Source organism: Rania fehmarnensis (assembly GCF_056494185.1).
Genome location: NZ_CM151398.1, coordinates 842,728 through 859,931, shown reverse-complemented (window position 1 = coordinate 859,931; position 17,204 = coordinate 842,728). Strand labels below are relative to the sequence as shown.

The window sequence follows — 17,204 nt, the reverse complement described above, 5'->3', positions numbered from 1 at the left end:
TAGTGTCGCCCATGGGGAGAATTCTCAGAATTCGTCTCGTATGCCTTAGGGTGGCGAAATCGTTTAACCCGTAGCCACAGGCGAGGCAAACGAAGTAGTGTACGTGCAAGGGTGAATCTCTGTGTTGAGCACGCAGATGCTCAGGCGAACGCAGACTTGGGTTAGAGGGTGCGCCTCGCCTGGCGGCTACGGGTTAAACGAGACGCTCAGGGGAACGCAGCGATTGGTTAGAGGGTGCACCTCGCCTGGCGGCTACGGGTTAAACGAGATGCTCAGGTAAACGCAGCGGCTACGGGTTAAACGAGTTATCACTTAGCCAGTCGACTAGGCGCTGATGCCAGGTGTCAACGGGATGTCCGCTTGGTCGAATACCATAGCCGTGGCCTCCACGGGCGTAGATGTGCAGTTCGGCGGGGACGCTCGCGCGTTTCAATTCAATAAACAACGAAGCCGCTTGCACGCCGCGGTAAGCATCATCGGCGGTGACCGATAGAAAACAGGGCGGCATACCCGCTGCAATCTTAACGGCAGATCCCAATTCAACCTGGTCGGTATCGTTGTACTTCTCACCCAAGTAAGCTGCATAGATGGGACACAGGAAGTCGGGCCGGCAACTCTGTTGATCAATCTCATCGACTGCCGGATAAGTTGCGGCTTCACCTTGCACGCCAGCCATAACCGTCAAATGCCCTCCGGCAGAAAAACCGAGCATGCCGAGATGTGCTGGGTTCAATTGCCACTTTTGACTATTAGCGCGCAGTACACGCATGGCTCGCTGAGCATCTTGCAACGGTTCGCGATGAGGTTCGTCCGGGTCGCGTCGCGGTACGCGATACTGCAACACACCGACGGTGATGCCTTTGGTTACCAAATACTCGGCCAGCTCAACACCTTCCTTTTGCCAGGCCAAGCGAGCATATGCGCCGCCAGGACAAACCACGATACCGCAGCCATTGCCGGGGCCTTGTTCAGGACGATAAACGACTAGCTTGGGCGATTCCACTAGATGGATGCGCTCTGGGTCGACGATCGATCGAGCTTTACTGAGCTCAGCCGGGCTGAGTGACTTGGCGCCAGCCGGCAGACCAGTGGGCCACAAGTCGATCACGATCGGTTCGACGGCGACCAAGCAACTTTGCGTCCCGGCAAGAATCATCCAGAGTGTGACCCTAGTAACGAACTGCTTGATGCAACTCATAGCCGCCTGTCCCTCCTCAACTCATAACTAGTGTGTGTTTCATTCCGCAGGCTGCAAAGGACGCAGGTACCACAATCCAATTAACGGTCCTACGGCCAACGTTATAAACAGATAACGCGGATGCAACTGCGCTACGATGAAGTCTAACCAAAACAGGCTGACCACGGTAATGCTAAAGCCCAAACAAGTCGTCGCTGTCAGCGCCGATCCAACCACAGCGCGCGGAGCTGTGAGTGCGTTGAGGCTGGATAACTGAGGTGAATCGCCTACGACTGCCAGGCCCCATAGAATCAAGAACGGCAACATCACCACATTACTTGATCCATAAACTAATGGTGATAGCAAACAGCATAGACCTGAAATCGTCAAGTAAAACCTGGCTACCGCGCGACTACTGGAGCGCTCGGCGACCAGTCCACCAGCTACACATCCCACCGTGCCAATACCAATCACTGCGAAGCTGGCCAGCGAAGTTCGCGCAGGCCCCATTTCTAACGATTGGATCCACCGCGGCATAAAAGCCCAGAACGCATACAACTCCCACATGTGCCCAAAGTAGCCGAACGCGGCTGCACGAAAGTGGCGATCTTCTAGTGCGCTGATAACCTGCTGGATGCGAAATACCTGCGAGGCTCCGCGACGCAAGTGCGGGCCATCGGGCACCAGGCAGACCAACCCTCCTCCCAACGCCGCGGCCAGCGTCGAGAGCATAATCACCACTTGCCAATTCGATCCAACCTGCAGCCCGCGCAACAAATGGGTCGAGGAAGTTCCGAACACCAGAGCGCCAACCAGGTAACCCAGCGCGCGACCCAAGCCCTGAGAATACCAACTGGCCGCAATCTTCATACCCACAGGATACACGCCCGCCAGTGTAAGGCCAGTTAGAAAACGACAGGCCATTACATAACTTAGATCGGCTGGCCACCAGAGGATCGCCAGATTGGTCAGTGCAGCGCACTGGGCTGACCAGAAGAACACACGTCGACCACTCGCACAATCGCTAATGCCCGTCAGTGCAAAGAGCAACGTGCCGGCAATGAATCCCAACTGCACAGCCAACGTCACCTGGCCGGTGCTTTCGCGCTGCGGCCAGAGTTGGCCCATTTCAGCGACAACTGCGTTGGCTGCAAACCATGTCGATGTGACCAAAACCTGGCCTAGCACAATCGTCGGCAGTATCCAACGCGGTCGATCTGATTTATGTTCAATGTTCACTGAGCCGGTGGCTGCGCAAACTTGTACAGCATCTCATCGGTGCGCAAATACATCGCACCATCGACAAAAGCCGGAGTAGCGAAGGTGCGTCCAGGCACTTCGTTGGTGCCTAACACCTCGAACTGCTTACCTGCCTTGAGCCAGGTGGCCTTACCCGTTTCATTCATGATCAAAACGCGGCCGTTGGCATACACTGGCGACGATGAAAAGTTGCCGCCAATACGTTCCATCCAATGCGTCGCACCGGTCTTGGCGTCAATGCACGAAGCAATTCCATTGTCGGAGACAAAATATAATTCATCGCCCACTAACAGTGGCGAAGGCGTACTGGGCGCACCGCGTTTTACTCGCCAGGCAATGTGCGTCTGGGTGACATCGCCCTGCCCACCCAGCTTGACCGCAATCAATTCCGGATTGTCATAATCGTGGTTATAGATAACCATGCCATGACCGATAGTGGGTTGTGGTACCACCGACCAACCTGGCGCTACTACTTTCCAGAGTTCCTCACCTGTGGCCGGATCATAAGCCGCGAGGTGATCGGGTCCTGGGGCAATCAACTGTACCTGACCATCGACTTGTGCGATTGTGGCGGTGCCAAATGAGTGGCTGATACGCGCGGCGACCGAGCGCGGTTTCTTCCACGCAACTTTGCCACTACGGGCATCAACCGCAGCCACAAAAGGGTTCTGGCTGCCATCGCAGGCGATGAACAATTTATTATCGTGCAGCACGGGCGAACCGCCGCTCCCGTGCATGGGCGGATACTCGAGATCCTGGCACAGCCACTGCAGCTGGCCATCGGCTGCCGACAAGCGGGCCATGCCCAGTACACCAAAGTGCACGAATACCGCGCCAGCGCTAACGATCGGCGTGGGACTGGCGTGACTGTTCTTGGAGTGGATGCTCGGCGCTTTAGCAACCGATCGAACTTCTTGATTCCAAATCGTTTGGCCAGTCTGCGTATCAATGGCCAGCGCCCGCAACGATAATCCATCACCTTGGGACACGGCCGTCGTTAGGTACAAGCGATTATCGACGACCACTGGTGACGACCAACCCAAGCCCTCAATAGGCACTTTCCAAGCAACGTTTTGTGTGTCCGACCATTCCAATGGTGATGGCTCATTGGGTGCATGCGCATCGGCGCTAGGTCCACGAAACTGCGGCCAATCTCCCGTCAGCAATAACAGACTCATCAATAGCAGTGTCATCGTTGGAACGACTTTCTTAAACCAAAATCCGACGTGTTAGCGAGTATGATACGTGATTAGTTATGTTGTGCTGTGCCTACGAGGGAATCGCGGTCAGCAAGCCCTTGATATAACCAACCGATTCAGCCAGGCCAGGTATTGGATCTTTACCGTCTTTTTCGTATTCAAAGCCCACCAGGCCTTTATATTCTATCTTCAACAGCGCGGCCAGGATTGACTTGCAATCAAGGATGCCTCGTCCAGCTTCCACTGGCGTGTTCTTCTCACCGAGTGCGGAAATGTCTTTCATGTGTAGATCGTATAGCCGATCGCTGAACTTCAGGATGGCTTCGGCAGGGTCCACCCCGGCTCGCGCGGTATGACCGACATCGATGCACAGTCCAATGCGCCTGTCATAACCTTCGACCGCCCGCATCACATCGTAGGGCGATGGAAAGAAGCCCTTGTCTTCGGGGCCATGGTTATGGATAGCCAGTTTGATATCGAACTCCTTTACGAGTTTATCGAGCACTGGGATGGCATCGTGGCTGGGAGCGCACACAATCGTCCGTACACCCACGTCGCGTGCGAACTCAAACGCTCTACGAATATCCGCTTCGCCCGTGCGCATGCTGACATTGCCTACGCTCAGCGGTTCCAGACCAGCAGCTCGCATTTGTTGGGCGCGAGCCTGGCGCTGTTCGGTCGAATGCGAAAGATCGATATGGTTCTTGACATTTTTGACTGAGACATACTTCAAGCCCACGCGTTGAACGCCCTGGATGGCCTCTTCGAGCGGCAATTCACGCAGCGTGTAGGTGGCGACTCCGAACTTGAGACCTCGCCAAGGGTCGACAGGCTCTGCGGCCTGCAAGGCTGAGTCGCGGGCCAGCGTCCAGTGCAAGGTTGACAATGTTGTCGCCACCGCAGCCGCCTTGAACAATTCTCGCCGTGAAACAGAGCTCATGTCACTTGCCTTCGAGTTGGGGTTGGATCCATCAGGGTTGTAGGCCAACATCATAACATCGCCGCATTACACACTTCACCTTCCAGAAACTCGCGGCTCGAAAAATGCGTCCGCTTGAGCGGGTCTCGATGGCATGCGTGTTGCTCCCGCCAATCAGCCTTGCGGAAACGCTCAAAGTTGGGCGTTCATCTTCCAGGCAATTCCGTTCGAAGGAAACATTTGATGTCATTGCAACGTCGCTTTTCGCTCATCGTCGCACTTAGTGCGGCCGTCATGTTCATGGTAGCTACAGACGCCTCAGCCGGCCCGCGGCACCGTCGAGCGAAAGCCCAAAATGATTGCTGCTGCGGCAGCGCAGCCCCGATGGTCTCCAGCGCTTATTCCGATGGCTGTTCCAGCGGTTGCGGGGGCGGCTATTCCGGTGGTTACTCGGGCGGCTACTCAAGCCCAGGTTCTTACTCGTCTAGCCCCGGGTATTATCCATCGGTCTCCAATGGTTACAACAACGGCAACACTTCGCGTTACGCCATGCCTTACCGCAGCAACACCGGCTACTATGGCAACACCGGTTACGGCAACAATCTCTCCTACGGCAACAGCGTTGGCAACGCAGGATATCGTAGTGGCTATGGCAACTACGGCTCGGGCTATAGCACCGGTGCCAACGTGGGCGCAGCTCTGGGACAAGCCGTTGGTGGAAACACCGGAGCCAATGTCGGCGCAGTTATCGGTGCGGCATCAGGAGTGCGATAATGCGTCCTTGGCGACGTATCGAAGTGCAATTTACAGTAACCGTCGGCATCGACATATTTGTCGGTGCCTTCGGCCCTATGAATTATTCTGATTGAATCATCTTGGACGATCGCTCCAAGGCTAAACCAAGACTAGCCAGCTTGGATCGCAACGTGCTTCGGGTGATACCCAAACGTCGGGCTGCCTCGCTCACATTGCCTTGCGTATGCCGGAGTACGGTTTGCAAGATTGGTTTTTCTGCCAGATTGATCATCTCTCGATAGATGTCTTCTGATGAAGAAGATAACGCAGTTCTCGTCAGTTCTACAAAATCAATGGGGCATTCTGCGTTTGTATTTTCAACGAAATTCGACATTCCATGACATGCCGCCACGGTTGGACTGCTGCTGAATATATGAGGGTGCGATTCATCATTGACTAGTTCAACGAGGCAGCCTGGCACAATTACCGGCCCGCTGGCTTGCAGGAGCGCGCGCTTTACCACGCTCTGCAATTCTCGAACGTTTCCTGGCCAAACGTAGCTCCGCAGGACATCCAATGCGGAATCAGAAAAAGCAGTAAACTCCTTGCTTAGTTCTTTGGCAAACTTCTTTGCAAAGTAATTGGCCAATAGTGGAATGTCCTCGCCTCTCTGTCTTAGCGGAGGCAACTGAATTTTGTAGACGTTCAACCGGTAGTAGAGATCGCTGCGAAATTCTTTATTTTTTATCGCCTCGTCCAAATTTCGGTTAGTGGCAGCGATGATGCGGGCGTTCGTCGTGATAGTTTGATTACCTCCGACGCGTTCAAAAGTCTGATCCTGCAGGACTCGCATCAGTTTGGATTGCATCAGCGGTGTCATTTCGCCGATTTCATCCAGGAAGAGGGTGCCATCGTCGCACAACTCGAATTTACCGATACGTTTTGTGTCGGCGCCGGTGTAAGCCCCTTTCTCGTGACCGAACAGCTCACTCTCCAGTAACTGCTCTGGAATGGCCGCGCAGTTGATCGCCAAGAATCGACCGTGGGGTCGTGAACCGTATTGATATAATGCGCGAGCGATAACCTCTTTGCCAGTGCCGCTTTCGCCGAGAATTAAAACGGTAACATTCTGCTTGGCAACACGGCCGATGGAGCGATAGACCTCTTGCATGGCGGGACAACGACCGACAATAGCATCGACACCTCCGTCGATTGTCTGATTATCATTAGGGTCTGACATGACAGCTGGCGTGCGCATCATTCTCCCGGCCTCGGCTGCATTTTCGATAACTGATATAAGCTGATCTACATCCAGCGGTTTGAGAACGTATTGGAACGCGCCACGCCGCATGGCTTCGATTGCAGTTCCCGATGTACCAAATCCGGTCATGATGATAACGGGCACGCGCGGTTCCATACTATGAAGCTTGTCAAAGGCTTCCATGCCTGACATGTCTGGCAAGCGGACATCGCACAATACGACATCCGGAGTCCGCCTGCGAAATTGCTCGATACCTGCTTCCGCAGTCCCGCATCCGAATACTTCATCCTCCGGAAAGGCGGCACGGATGGCTTCTAAGATAAGTGGTTCATCATCGATGGCAAGCAAATACATGGGTATCAATCTTTCCGGGCAGCCGCGTCGAGCGTCTGTCGTACGAGCTGAAGCAATTCTTGATTGGTGTAGGGCTTAGCCAGAAAACCATCGAGGTCGTCCAGGCCTGCATCTAGTTTTGGTCGACGCAAGCCGCTGCTACCGATAATTTTAATCGTTGGCTTTTTCGCACGCAGCCGGCTTTTCGTCTCGATGCCGTCCATGTCGGGCATCATCATGTCCAACAGGACCAAATTTATAGTGTCCGCAGCGTCGGCGAACTTTTCTACAGCTTCGCCACCTGTCAGCGCGCAAATCACACGGTAACCAGTCCGATCAAGCAATTCGCGAGCAGATTCAACTATGTTGGGTTCATCGTCAACTAATAAAATAGTTTCACCATGACCGTATGTCTTCTCTTCTTGAATTGGGGTTACAGTTAGCGATTCCGTCAAGTCTGCAGCTGGCAGGTAGACAGAGAAGAGAGAGCCTTGCCCAAGCCTGCTGTGGACCGTGATATCTCCACCATAAGCGCGAACAATACCAAGTGACGTGGCCAATCCCAGCCCAGTTCCTTTGCCTTGTGCCTTGGTGGTGAAGAAGGGGTCGAATATACGTTCTTGGATCTCCGCAGCAATACCCTGCCCCTGATCAGCCACCGTTAGCAGGACAAAGTCACCTTCCGCGAATTGGACACCTGATCGATCGGATGATTCTCCGATGCGAATATTCTGGGCTTGGATTTCCAGTCGTCCGCCATCGGGCATGGCATCCCGCGCATTGACGGACAAATTGACGATGACTTGCGATAACTCTGTAGGATCGGCATGGACATGGCGAAGATCCTTCGCCAACTCGGTCTTCAGTGTTATTGTTTTGGGCAAGGAGTGACTGAGGATCTCCTGAACTTCGCAAACGACAACGCGTACATCTACCAGTTCCAGAGATGCCCGTTCTCCATCGGCAAACGCTAGTAGCTTCTTGATCATTTTGCCACCTCGCTCGGCGCTGGTGACGATTATTTCCAATAGACGTTGCTGATTGGTCGTGGATCGCTGCGCTAGTTTCGCATTCATGAGGATCGGAGTCAAAATATTGTTCAGGTCATGCGCCACACCACCAGCCAGTGTACCAATGCTCTCCAAGCGTTGACTGCGTCGCTGATTGGCTTCTTCTCTGCGGCGTTCCGTGATGTCGATGTGCATGACCAGTTGTCCGATTGGCACACCGTGGGCATCGCGGATCAAACTCCGTCGATGTTCGATCCATTGCCTCTGCCTTTCGGGGCCTGGGATTTCGAATTCCGTCGAAAAAACCGCATGGTCCAAAATATGGGCTGAGCCTTCCTTCCAGATATATGGTGTACCAGCGCACAGCAACTCCATTGCTTGGCGGCCGACTGCTTGCTGGTGTGGCACGCCGTGCAGTGTTTCTGCGCCACGGTTCCACGAGACGATCTGTTCTTGCATATCACAGACAACGATTGCGTCAGTAACCTGCTCTAAAATGGCGGCCAACTCCCGACGACTGGACTCAGCACGTAAGATCTCGGTCAAATCTTGGAATACGAGTATGTTGTAACGCTTGCCATCGGAATAGACTTTGGCAATCCTACCGACGCTGGGAAAACGTTGACCATCAGTTCGCTTGCCAAAGCCCTGAAATTGGCAGGACTTCTTATCCGAGCTTATAAAATTTTGCACCGCATCTTCAGGTCTGCTGCCTTCAATCACGGACTTAAGCGAAGTTCCTGTTGCACTGTTGGATTGTTCGAAGCCAAGCAACTGTCGGGCTGATGGATTGATCAAGCGTATACGAAGTTGATCATCGAATGACAGGATTGCGTCGGAAGTAGAATTGAAGATTGCAGCCAGTTCAGATTCTTTCGCTGTCAGGTTTGCTTCCGATTGGTCGCGTCGTTGCCGATCGAGGTAGGAAATGCCACCGGTGATCAAGATAATTCCCAAGGCAATGAGGTTTCCAAGTAAAATCGCTCGGTAGGATGTAGAGCTCAATACTCGACTGTGTTGCTCGTTGCTACGCAAGCGTTCAGCTTGACTATCCAAAATGGACGACGTTGCCTCGCGAACGGCCTCCATTAGTCTTTCGCCCCCCTCTGAGCTGACCGTCGCAACAATCTCGTCGCTCGGCCGGGAGGATGAATCGCGGGCTCGTAGAGCCACGGCCTGATCCAAATAGTCGATTTTCTGATTGAGTAGTTCTTTGAGCGCATTGACTTTGTTGTTCAGCTCTGGCTCGCGGGCAGTTAATTCGCTGAGCTTCTTCCAGCTATCAACAAGTTCGAGCTTGCCACGCTCAAAGGGTTCAAGGAATACTGGCTTACCGGTCATCAAGTATCCGCGCTCACCGGTTTGCATGTCCTTTAGAGCAGATAGCAGACGATGAGTCGCTTCACCGATGGCAAGCGACTTTGAGACCTGACGTTCCCCTTCGCGAAGCGCCACAGTGTTTCTGAATGTGATCACAGCCAGCATTGCGACCGCAACGAATGCGACGACGATAGAAACGGGTAGTCCAAATCGGGTCCAGTAAATCTGCACTCGAGGCATGGTTCGACAATCCTGATCGGCCCTGTGAAGTAACTCTAGTATCAGGCTTGAGCTTGACTGCACGTTGGCACAGCAAATGCGGAGCAGACAGGCATCAGCTTATTCGCCGGTCCGCTACGAAGTCAATCTTTGATTGTACTGGCAATCGCCCTACAGTGTGCTCATTCTCTATTTGCCAAAATTGTATGCGCGAAACACGAGTTCCAGCCAGCTTTGCGCAGATGATTAGCGAATTGGCGACTTCCAGATCCGATGGCAAGTTGCTGACGCCCAATGATCTGAAAAACTCGGGACCAGACGAGGCTTTGATTCGGATGGTCCAGCAGTGTCAGAACCGTCTCGACGAGAGTCAAGTTCGACACGAACTCGTTGGCTGGCTGATTGAAGCTACAGACTCTGATGTGGTGCCGGCATTAATCAGCGCCTTGGACGACGAATGCGCCGATATTCGACTGATGGCAGCCAGAGGCCTGGCACGTCGAGGCTATCACGCTTTGAAAGCACTGTTGCGTACGATCGCGTTGGAACGTCACGCCGATGGCTTTTATCAGGCGGCGCATCACGCGTTATATCTCCTTCAGTTTCATGCGCCACTTCGCGACAGGGATGCTATCTCGCAACTCCTAGTTGTAGTAGTAGGCCCTGAACCGGCTGTTCATTCACCCGCGGTAGCCAGCGAAGCCATGCAAAGTTGAGAAAATGACTTGATCAGTTTTTGGCCAACTGGACAACAAATGGCCAGAAATCGCTTCGAACTTTGTGCAGTTGGGCAATTTCTTCCGTTCGGCATGAAGATTTTGAACGCAATCAGCGCTGGCCCACTGATTGCATATGGGCCTGACAGCTTGAGACACCAAGGCCTATAGCCGCTTCGTTCTGCAGGTTTTGGCCGCTACCCACGCGAGCTTCGTTAGCGACAACCGCTCTTTCGAACAGATACTTCCTAGGTTCACTGCAGAATTGATAGGCCATCGATGAAAATAACAACGCGCCATCTCCGCATATTTGCTGGTGTATGCTTGGCCGTCTCGCTGGGAATGGGCCTACCCAGAGCCTACTCATGGGTTCAAGAAACGGCAGCAGCCAACGCGGGTAAGGAACACGCTGAAGAAAGCCAACCTGCAGAGCAACACGAGCATACTGAGGGCCCGCACGAGTCGCATCCGCATCACAAAGTCATCGCTACACATCCGGTCGTATTAGGCTTGACGATATCCCGACCCTATGTCTGTCAGATTCACTCCTGCAAACATATAGAGGTTCGCGCTCTCAACAGCGGATACCTGGAAGACATTCCAGTTAAAGAGGGGCAATCTGTTCGCGGTGGTGAACCCATGTTCAAGATCCTGCCGACTCTCTACAAAGCCAGACTAAACTTTGAGGTCGCCGAAGCTCAGACCGCTCAACTCGAATACAACAACACAGAACGGCTAGTTCGCGGCAATGTCGTCTCCGTCCAGGAACTGGCTCTATCCGGCGCCAAGAAAGCCAAGGCAGACGCCAAAGTCGAACTAGCCAGAGCCGAGCTGAACTTTACCGAAGTCAAAGCTCCTTTCGATGGCATCATCGACCGACTCCATGAACAGAAAGGTAGCCTGGTAGCCGAAGGCGACGTGCTGACGACTCTGTCGGACAATAGCCTGATGTGGGTGTACTTCAATGTTCCAGAATCGCGTTATCTGGAATACAAGCTGGATCCAAAACGTGATGAAATTCATGTCGAATTAATGCTGGCCAATGGCGAAAAGTTTAATCAACCCGGCCACATTGGCGCTATCGAAGCGGACTTCAATAACGAGACCGGCAACATTGCGTTCCGGGCCGACTTTCCAAATCCTGAAGGCCTACTTCGGCATGGTCAAACTGGCACAATTGTGCTCAGTCGTCAACTTACAGGAGCCGTGGTTATTCCACAGCGCGCCACCTTTGAGATCCTAGCCAAGAAGTACGTCTTCGTCATCGACGATGAGCAGGTGGTGCACCAGCGCGAGATTGAAATCCAAAATGAAATGGATGACATCTATGTGATCAAGAGCGGCTTGGATATTCACGAAAGCATCGTGTTTGAAGGCGTACAACAAGTTCGTGATGGCGAGAAGATAGAGTTCGACTATCTGAGTGCCGCCGAAATCTTGGGCAATCTCAAATTCAGGGCGGAGTAAGCACTGCCCTATGTTCGCTAGAATACTCCACCGGCCAGCTTTGGCCATCGTCGTCTCACTGCTAATCCTGTTCATGGGTGGGCTGTCGATCAGCATGCTGCCCACATCGCAGTTTCCTGCGGTCGCTCCTCCGAGCGTGGTCGTGACCGTGTCGTTCCCAGGTGCCAGCGCTAAAGTCTTGGTCGACTCGGTGCTGATCATTCTGGAGCAATCCATCAATGGCGTTCAAGACATGCGATACATGATCTCGGACGCCACCAGCGCGGGCGAAGCGACGATCCAAGTGGTCTTTGAACCTGGGACCGATCCCAACGTCGCTGTAATGAACGTCAACAATCGTGTTCAGGCGGTGAAGAACAATCTACCAGACATCGTTGACCGCGAAGGCATCGTGGTCATGCAGAACGTCTCCAGCATGCTGATGTACGTCAACGTCTTCAGCACGGACGAAAAGGTTGACCAGAACTTCCTGTACAACTACGCCAACGTAAATATCCTGCCAGAGATCAAACGGATTCAGGGTGTAGGGCGCGCCAACATTCTAGGTAACAGGGCATACGCCATGCGCGTCGAGTTGAATCTCGACCGCCTGCGGGCTTACAACCTGTCGGCGGAAGATGTTATGAAAGCCATCGCAGACCAAAGTATGATTGGCTCTCCCGGTCGACTAGGCCAGGCCACCGGTCGAACATCGCAGACAATCGAGTACGTACTGACCTGGGTTGGGCGTTACGACAAACCAGAACAGTATGAAAATATTATTCTGCGAGCCAACTCGGAAGGCGAGAACATCCGTATCAAAGATGTGGCCAAGATCAGCCTGGGATCTTCCTTCTACGACCTCTATTCGGATATCGATGGTAATCCCTCTGCAGCTATCGTGCTCAAACAGACACCAGGCTCCAATGCTTCGGCGGTCATCGAAAGAGTCAAAGAGAAGCTGGAGGAAACCAAGGAAGCAAACTTTCCGCCAGGAATGAACTACGAAATCAGTTATGACGTGTCTCACTTCCTGGATGCTTCCATCGAAAAAGTACTACACACCCTGCTGGAAGCCTTCGTGCTGGTGTCGCTGGTGGTCTACCTGTTTCTAGGCGACTTTCGATCGACGCTGATCCCGACCTTAGCGGTGCCGGTCTCTCTGATCGGAGCGTTCTTCTTCATGTTCATCTTCGGCATGTCGATTAACCTCATCACCTTGTTTGCGTTGGTGTTAGCTATCGGCGTGGTGGTCGACGATGCGATTGTGGTCGTCGAGGCCGTGCACGAGAAAATGCACTCCAAGCATTTGTCGCCTTACCTGGCGACCCAAGAGGTCATGCATGAAATTAGCGGCGCGATCATTGCGATCACCTTGGTAATGACCGCAGTGTTTGTGCCGGTCACCTTCATTCCAGGGCCGGTTGGTGTCTTTTACCGTCAATTCGGTTTGACGATGGCGATGTCGATCGTGCTTTCGGGGATCGTGGCTCTGACACTGACTCCAGTGCTGTGCGCAATGATTCTCAAGCCGCTTAATCCTGGTAAGAGGAGTCTAAACCCGCTGACGTTGTTTCTGCGTTTTGCCGATCGCTGCATCATTAAGGTAACTGGAGGTTATGCATGGATCATTCGCGGTCTGGTTACCAGGCGCTTATTTACGTTATTGACAGTCGTGGGTTTTGGACTGGGTATCATCTTCATCAATGGAGTCTTGCCTTCGGGTTTTATACCGCTTGAGGATCAAGGCATCATCTACGGGATCATTCAAACACCCCCTGGCTCCACTCTTGAATACACCAATGCCAAATCTCGCGAGCTACAAAAGATTTGTAAGGGACTTGAAGACGTCGCATCTGTCTCGTCTTTGGCGGGCTATGAAGTTTTGACGGAAGGACGAGGTTCCAACGCTGGTACATGCATTATCAATTTGAAACCCTGGGACGAGCGTCAGCATACCTCCAAGCAAATCATCGAGATCATGGAGGAACGTGGGCGCGACATTGCCAACGTCAAGCTCGAATTCTATGAACCCCCGGCTGTACCTGGCTTCGGGGCGGCCGGAGGCTTCTCGTTAAATCTGCTCGACAAAACTAATAGCGGAGACTACGAACGACTAGGCAAAGTAAAAGATACGTTCATGGATGCCTTGTCGAAACGCCCAGAACTCAAAGGACTCTTCACGTTCTTTGCCAACAACTATCCCCAATACGAACTGGTCATCAACAACGATGTCGCCATGCAAAAGGGCGTGTCGATCGCCGACGCGATGAACAACCTGTCCATCGTGATCGGTAGTACGTGGGAGCAAGGCTTCGTCCGTTTCGGACAGTTCTACAAAGTTTACGTGCAAGCCGCGCCGGAGTTCCGTCGCCTACCTTCGGACTTCGACAACCTCTTTGTCAAGAATGACCATGGCCAGATGGTGCCTTACTCGGCCTTTATGACCCTCAAAAAACAACAGGGGCTGAACGAAATCAGCCGTTACAACTTGTATCCCACGGCAGCTATTCAAGGTGCTCCCGCAACCGGCTTCAGCACGGGCCAGGCCATCGCTGCAATTCGCGAAGTCGCCAAACAAACACTACCGAAGGGTTATGACATTGGTTGGCAGGGCTTGTCCTACGACGAAGCCAACAAGGGCAACACGGCTACCTATATCTTCTTGATCGTCGTGTTGTTTGTCTATCTCGTGCTCGTAGGCCAGTACGAGAGTTTTATCCTGCCGCTGGCAGTCATTGTGTCGTTGCCGATTGGCTTGTTTGGTTCATTTGCATTCCTGAAAGCGATGGGACTATCCAACGATGTGTACTGCCAGATAGGCTTGGTCATGCTGGTCGGATTGCTGGGCAAGAATGCGATCTTGATTATCGAGTTTGCCGTGCAACGTCGTCAGCAAGGACTTTCACTAAAAGATGCAGGCCTCGAAGGAGGCAAGCTGCGCTTCCGTCCGATTCTGATGACTTCTTTTGCGTTTATTGTGGGCATGATTCCCCTGGTACGGGCTACCGGCCCAGGGGCAATTGGCAACAGAACGATTGGTACCACCGCCGCCGGCGGAATGCTGGCAGGTACCTTGATCGGCGTCTTGGTCATACCGGGACTCTACTACCTGTTCGCCAAAATGTCCGACGGTCGCAAGCTCATTCGCGATGAAAGTGAAACGCCGCTAAGCGAACGCTTGGATGGCTCACCGGAACCCGGTCATTGAACTCAGGGTAGGTAGATGATTTAGCATTGCTCGGCAGCAGATTATGGTAGGGAACAAGCCATGCCCGGAATGTTCAGGTCTTGAAGATAAGCCCATGCCCACTTGGGAGAGATAGCCAAACCATATCGCAGCTAACCCCTATGCACCGTTACTTAGGATTTCTGATGCAAAGACTCCGTAAAAAGTCATGTGCAATTTACCTAAGCAGCACTGCAATGAATTTGATCACTCCAATTTGCACTACGCGTCGAAATTGAAATAGTAGGACACACTCGGCCGCCAATCGTGGCTCACAGGAATGGAATCCATGTCACGTGAAATTCAGATGGCTTCAAAATGCTCCGGCAAGCGTGTAATCAAGCTAGCATTACTCGCGACTATCGCCTCTTCGATCAGTGGCTGTGGGATACCGCAGTTGCGTTCGCCGGTGCCAGGTGCGGCGATGCCACCAAGCTTCCAGGCTGCCACAAACTGGAATCGTGATCCAGCCGTAGACGCTGGAATGCATGTGATGCCTCCGACGGATATCGCAAATCCCAATATGAGTCAGAGCGATGCAGCTGCAGAAGAGGTGCAAAAGTCACCTGAAGTAGATAACCAGAATGCAGAGGATAAAGACAAGGGCGCCAAGTCGAGCGAACTAAAAGATGAGTCGTCAGACAAAAGCACCCGGCGTCACTGGTATAGTCCTGCTGTCAAGTTGGTGAGCTTCGTTAAACCGAGTTCCAAGATTCAGCTCGACGACGAACCACCAAAGCAGGTCTCCGCTGCCCAAGATCCATCGATGTCCGCGACTAACTCGGCCAACCCCGATGCGGCGAAACCCGCTGCCAACGATTCGAATTCAAAGACATCTGCACAGGCACCTTCAGCCCAGAATCCGCCGGACGATCAAGTCTTCAACCCCATATTGTTGTCCGGTGGCGGCTGGCAAGCAGATCCCGTGGGTTTGCCCAGTTCGGGCGTAGTCGGTCGGTTCGAGATGTTTCACGACCCAGTGCTCGTCGGCTTGATTGAGCAAGCCATCGTTGGCAATCAAGAGCTGAAGATCTTGGCCGAGGAAGTTCAAATCGCTTGTTATGAAGTCCAGGCTCGTAGCGGTGCATACCTACCGTTTGTCGACTACAACGCACGCGTGGGTGCCGACAAGTCGGGACGATTCACTCGCGAAGGTGCTGTGGACGAACAACTAGAGGGCCGACCCGGGCGTGCGTTCCCAGATCCGGTTCCGGATTTCATGGTCGGCACGACGGTATCATGGGAAATCGATATTTGGAAACGTTTGCGAAATGCTCAACGCGCCGCCGCCATGCGTTATTTAGGCACTCGCGAGGGTCGAAACTATGTTGTAACTCGCTTAGTTGCGGAGGTCGCCGAGAGCTATTATGCCCTGATGGCGTTGGACAATCGCCTGCTCGTGCTGAATCAAATGATCGAGATCCAGCAGAAGAGTTTGGAGATAGCACAGGCCAAGAAGGCCGCTGCCCGCGAAACTGAATTGGCCGTTCAGCGATTCCAGGCCGAGCTGCGCAAGAACGAAAGCCAACGCTTGATCGTTCAGCAGGAGATCATCGAAGTTGAGAACGTCATCAATAGCTTGCTGGGCCGCTATCCACAACCTATCCCGCGCCCCTCGGTAGACTTCGTCGCCATGCAATTGAATTCCATGCGCATGGGATTACCCTCTGAACTGCTGCGTAATCGCGCGGACATCAAACAAGCCGAGCGTGACATCCAAGCCGCTGGACTGGACATTCAAGTTGCCAAGGCACGTTTCTATCCTTCGCTAGGAATTAGCGCCGGAGTTGGATATCGCGCTTTCGATGCTCGTTATCTCTTCTCGACCCCAGATTCGTTGATCTACAACGTGGCTGGCGATTTGGTGGGCCCGTTGATCAATAAACGCGCCATTCAAGCCGAGTATCGCACCGCAAATGCTCGTCAGTTGCAAAGCGTTTACAACTACCAGCAAACCGTCATCGATGCCTTTACCGAAGTGGTCAATTTCTTAACAAGGGTAGAGAACTACGGCCAGAGTATCGAAGTCAAGAAGCAGCAACTCGATGCGCTGGAGAAGTCCGTCAACGTAGCCACCCAACTTTTCCAAAACGCCCGGGCCGAGTATATGGAAGTACTGCTAGCGCAGCGCGACCTCATGGAAGTTCGTATGACGCTGATCGAAACCCGGCAGGAGCAGTTGGGAGCCTTGGTGAATGCCTATCGCTCCCTAGGCGGCGGCGGCTTCTAATTTGCCTCCGTAGCCAAAGTCGCCAGACTTTGGATGCCCTACCATAATCTTGTCCAATCTCTGGCGAGATCGGCTACCATAATCTTGCGCCACTTTAATCTCGTCCAATCTCTGGCGAGATCGGCTACGAAATTACCAAGAATCTCATTA

The 17,204-nt window shown here is 53.1% G+C and carries 11 protein-coding genes; 5 read left to right on the top strand and 6 right to left on the bottom strand.

The features are described from left to right. Positions 1-289: 289 nt before the first annotated feature. The 4 genes from SH573x_RS02705 to SH573x_RS02690 form a co-directional block, all read right to left on the bottom strand. A complete protein-coding gene (locus tag SH573x_RS02705) occupies positions 290-1,198 on the bottom strand; it encodes an alpha/beta hydrolase (protein WP_479352768.1) in 909 nt (302 codons plus the stop codon). Between the two features lie 39 nt (positions 1,199-1,237). Beyond that, entirely contained in the window at positions 1,238-2,416 is a 1,179-nt protein-coding gene (locus SH573x_RS02700) for an MFS transporter (protein WP_479352767.1), read from the bottom strand. Then, positions 2,413-3,630: a PQQ-binding-like beta-propeller repeat protein gene (locus SH573x_RS02695; protein WP_479352766.1), complete on the bottom strand. Its 1,218-nt coding sequence runs from the start codon at positions 3,628-3,630 to the stop codon at positions 2,413-2,415. The genes SH573x_RS02700 and SH573x_RS02695 overlap by 4 nt, the downstream gene beginning before the upstream one ends. Before the next feature lie 76 nt (positions 3,631-3,706). Continuing rightward, positions 3,707-4,576, bottom strand: coding sequence for a sugar phosphate isomerase/epimerase family protein (locus SH573x_RS02690; RefSeq protein ID WP_479352765.1), 870 nt, complete (start codon positions 4,574-4,576; stop codon positions 3,707-3,709). A 222-nt stretch (positions 4,577-4,798) separates the two neighbouring features. On the opposite strand from SH573x_RS02690, the gene SH573x_RS02685 reads away from it, so the two are divergent. Beyond that, complete coding sequence (locus SH573x_RS02685; protein ID WP_479352764.1) at positions 4,799-5,329, top strand: hypothetical protein; 531 nt, start codon at positions 4,799-4,801, stop codon at positions 5,327-5,329. Positions 5,330-5,411: 82 nt separating this feature from the next. On the opposite strand, the gene SH573x_RS02680 is transcribed toward SH573x_RS02685, so the two are convergent. Together SH573x_RS02680 and SH573x_RS02675 are read right to left on the bottom strand one after the other, a co-directional pair. Further along, complete coding sequence (locus tag SH573x_RS02680) at positions 5,412-6,905, bottom strand: sigma-54-dependent transcriptional regulator (protein WP_479352762.1); 1,494 nt, start codon at positions 6,903-6,905, stop codon at positions 5,412-5,414. A gap of 5 nt (positions 6,906-6,910) precedes the next feature. Continuing rightward, on the bottom strand, positions 6,911-9,349 hold the full coding sequence (locus tag SH573x_RS02675; protein ID WP_479352761.1) for a CHASE3 domain-containing protein: 2,439 nt from the start codon (positions 9,347-9,349) through the stop codon (positions 6,911-6,913). A gap of 290 nt (positions 9,350-9,639) precedes the next feature. Between SH573x_RS02675 and SH573x_RS02670 the strand changes: the two genes are divergently transcribed. The 4 genes from SH573x_RS02670 to SH573x_RS02655 all read left to right on the top strand — a co-directional run bounded on the left by SH573x_RS02670 (position 9,640) and on the right by SH573x_RS02655 (position 17,054). After that, positions 9,640-10,149, top strand: a complete 510-nt coding sequence (locus SH573x_RS02670) for a HEAT repeat domain-containing protein (protein ID WP_479352760.1) — start codon at positions 9,640-9,642, stop codon at positions 10,147-10,149. 279 nt (positions 10,150-10,428) lie between these two features. Then, positions 10,429-11,616: an efflux RND transporter periplasmic adaptor subunit gene (locus SH573x_RS02665; RefSeq protein ID WP_479352759.1), complete on the top strand. Its 1,188-nt coding sequence runs from the start codon at positions 10,429-10,431 to the stop codon at positions 11,614-11,616. A gap of 10 nt (positions 11,617-11,626) precedes the next feature. Then, positions 11,627-14,806: an efflux RND transporter permease subunit gene (locus SH573x_RS02660; protein WP_479352757.1), complete on the top strand. Its 3,180-nt coding sequence runs from the start codon at positions 11,627-11,629 to the stop codon at positions 14,804-14,806. 307 nt (positions 14,807-15,113) lie between these two features. Then, positions 15,114-17,054: a TolC family protein gene (locus tag SH573x_RS02655; RefSeq protein ID WP_479352756.1), complete on the top strand. Its 1,941-nt coding sequence runs from the start codon at positions 15,114-15,116 to the stop codon at positions 17,052-17,054. Positions 17,055-17,204 lie beyond the last annotated feature (150 nt).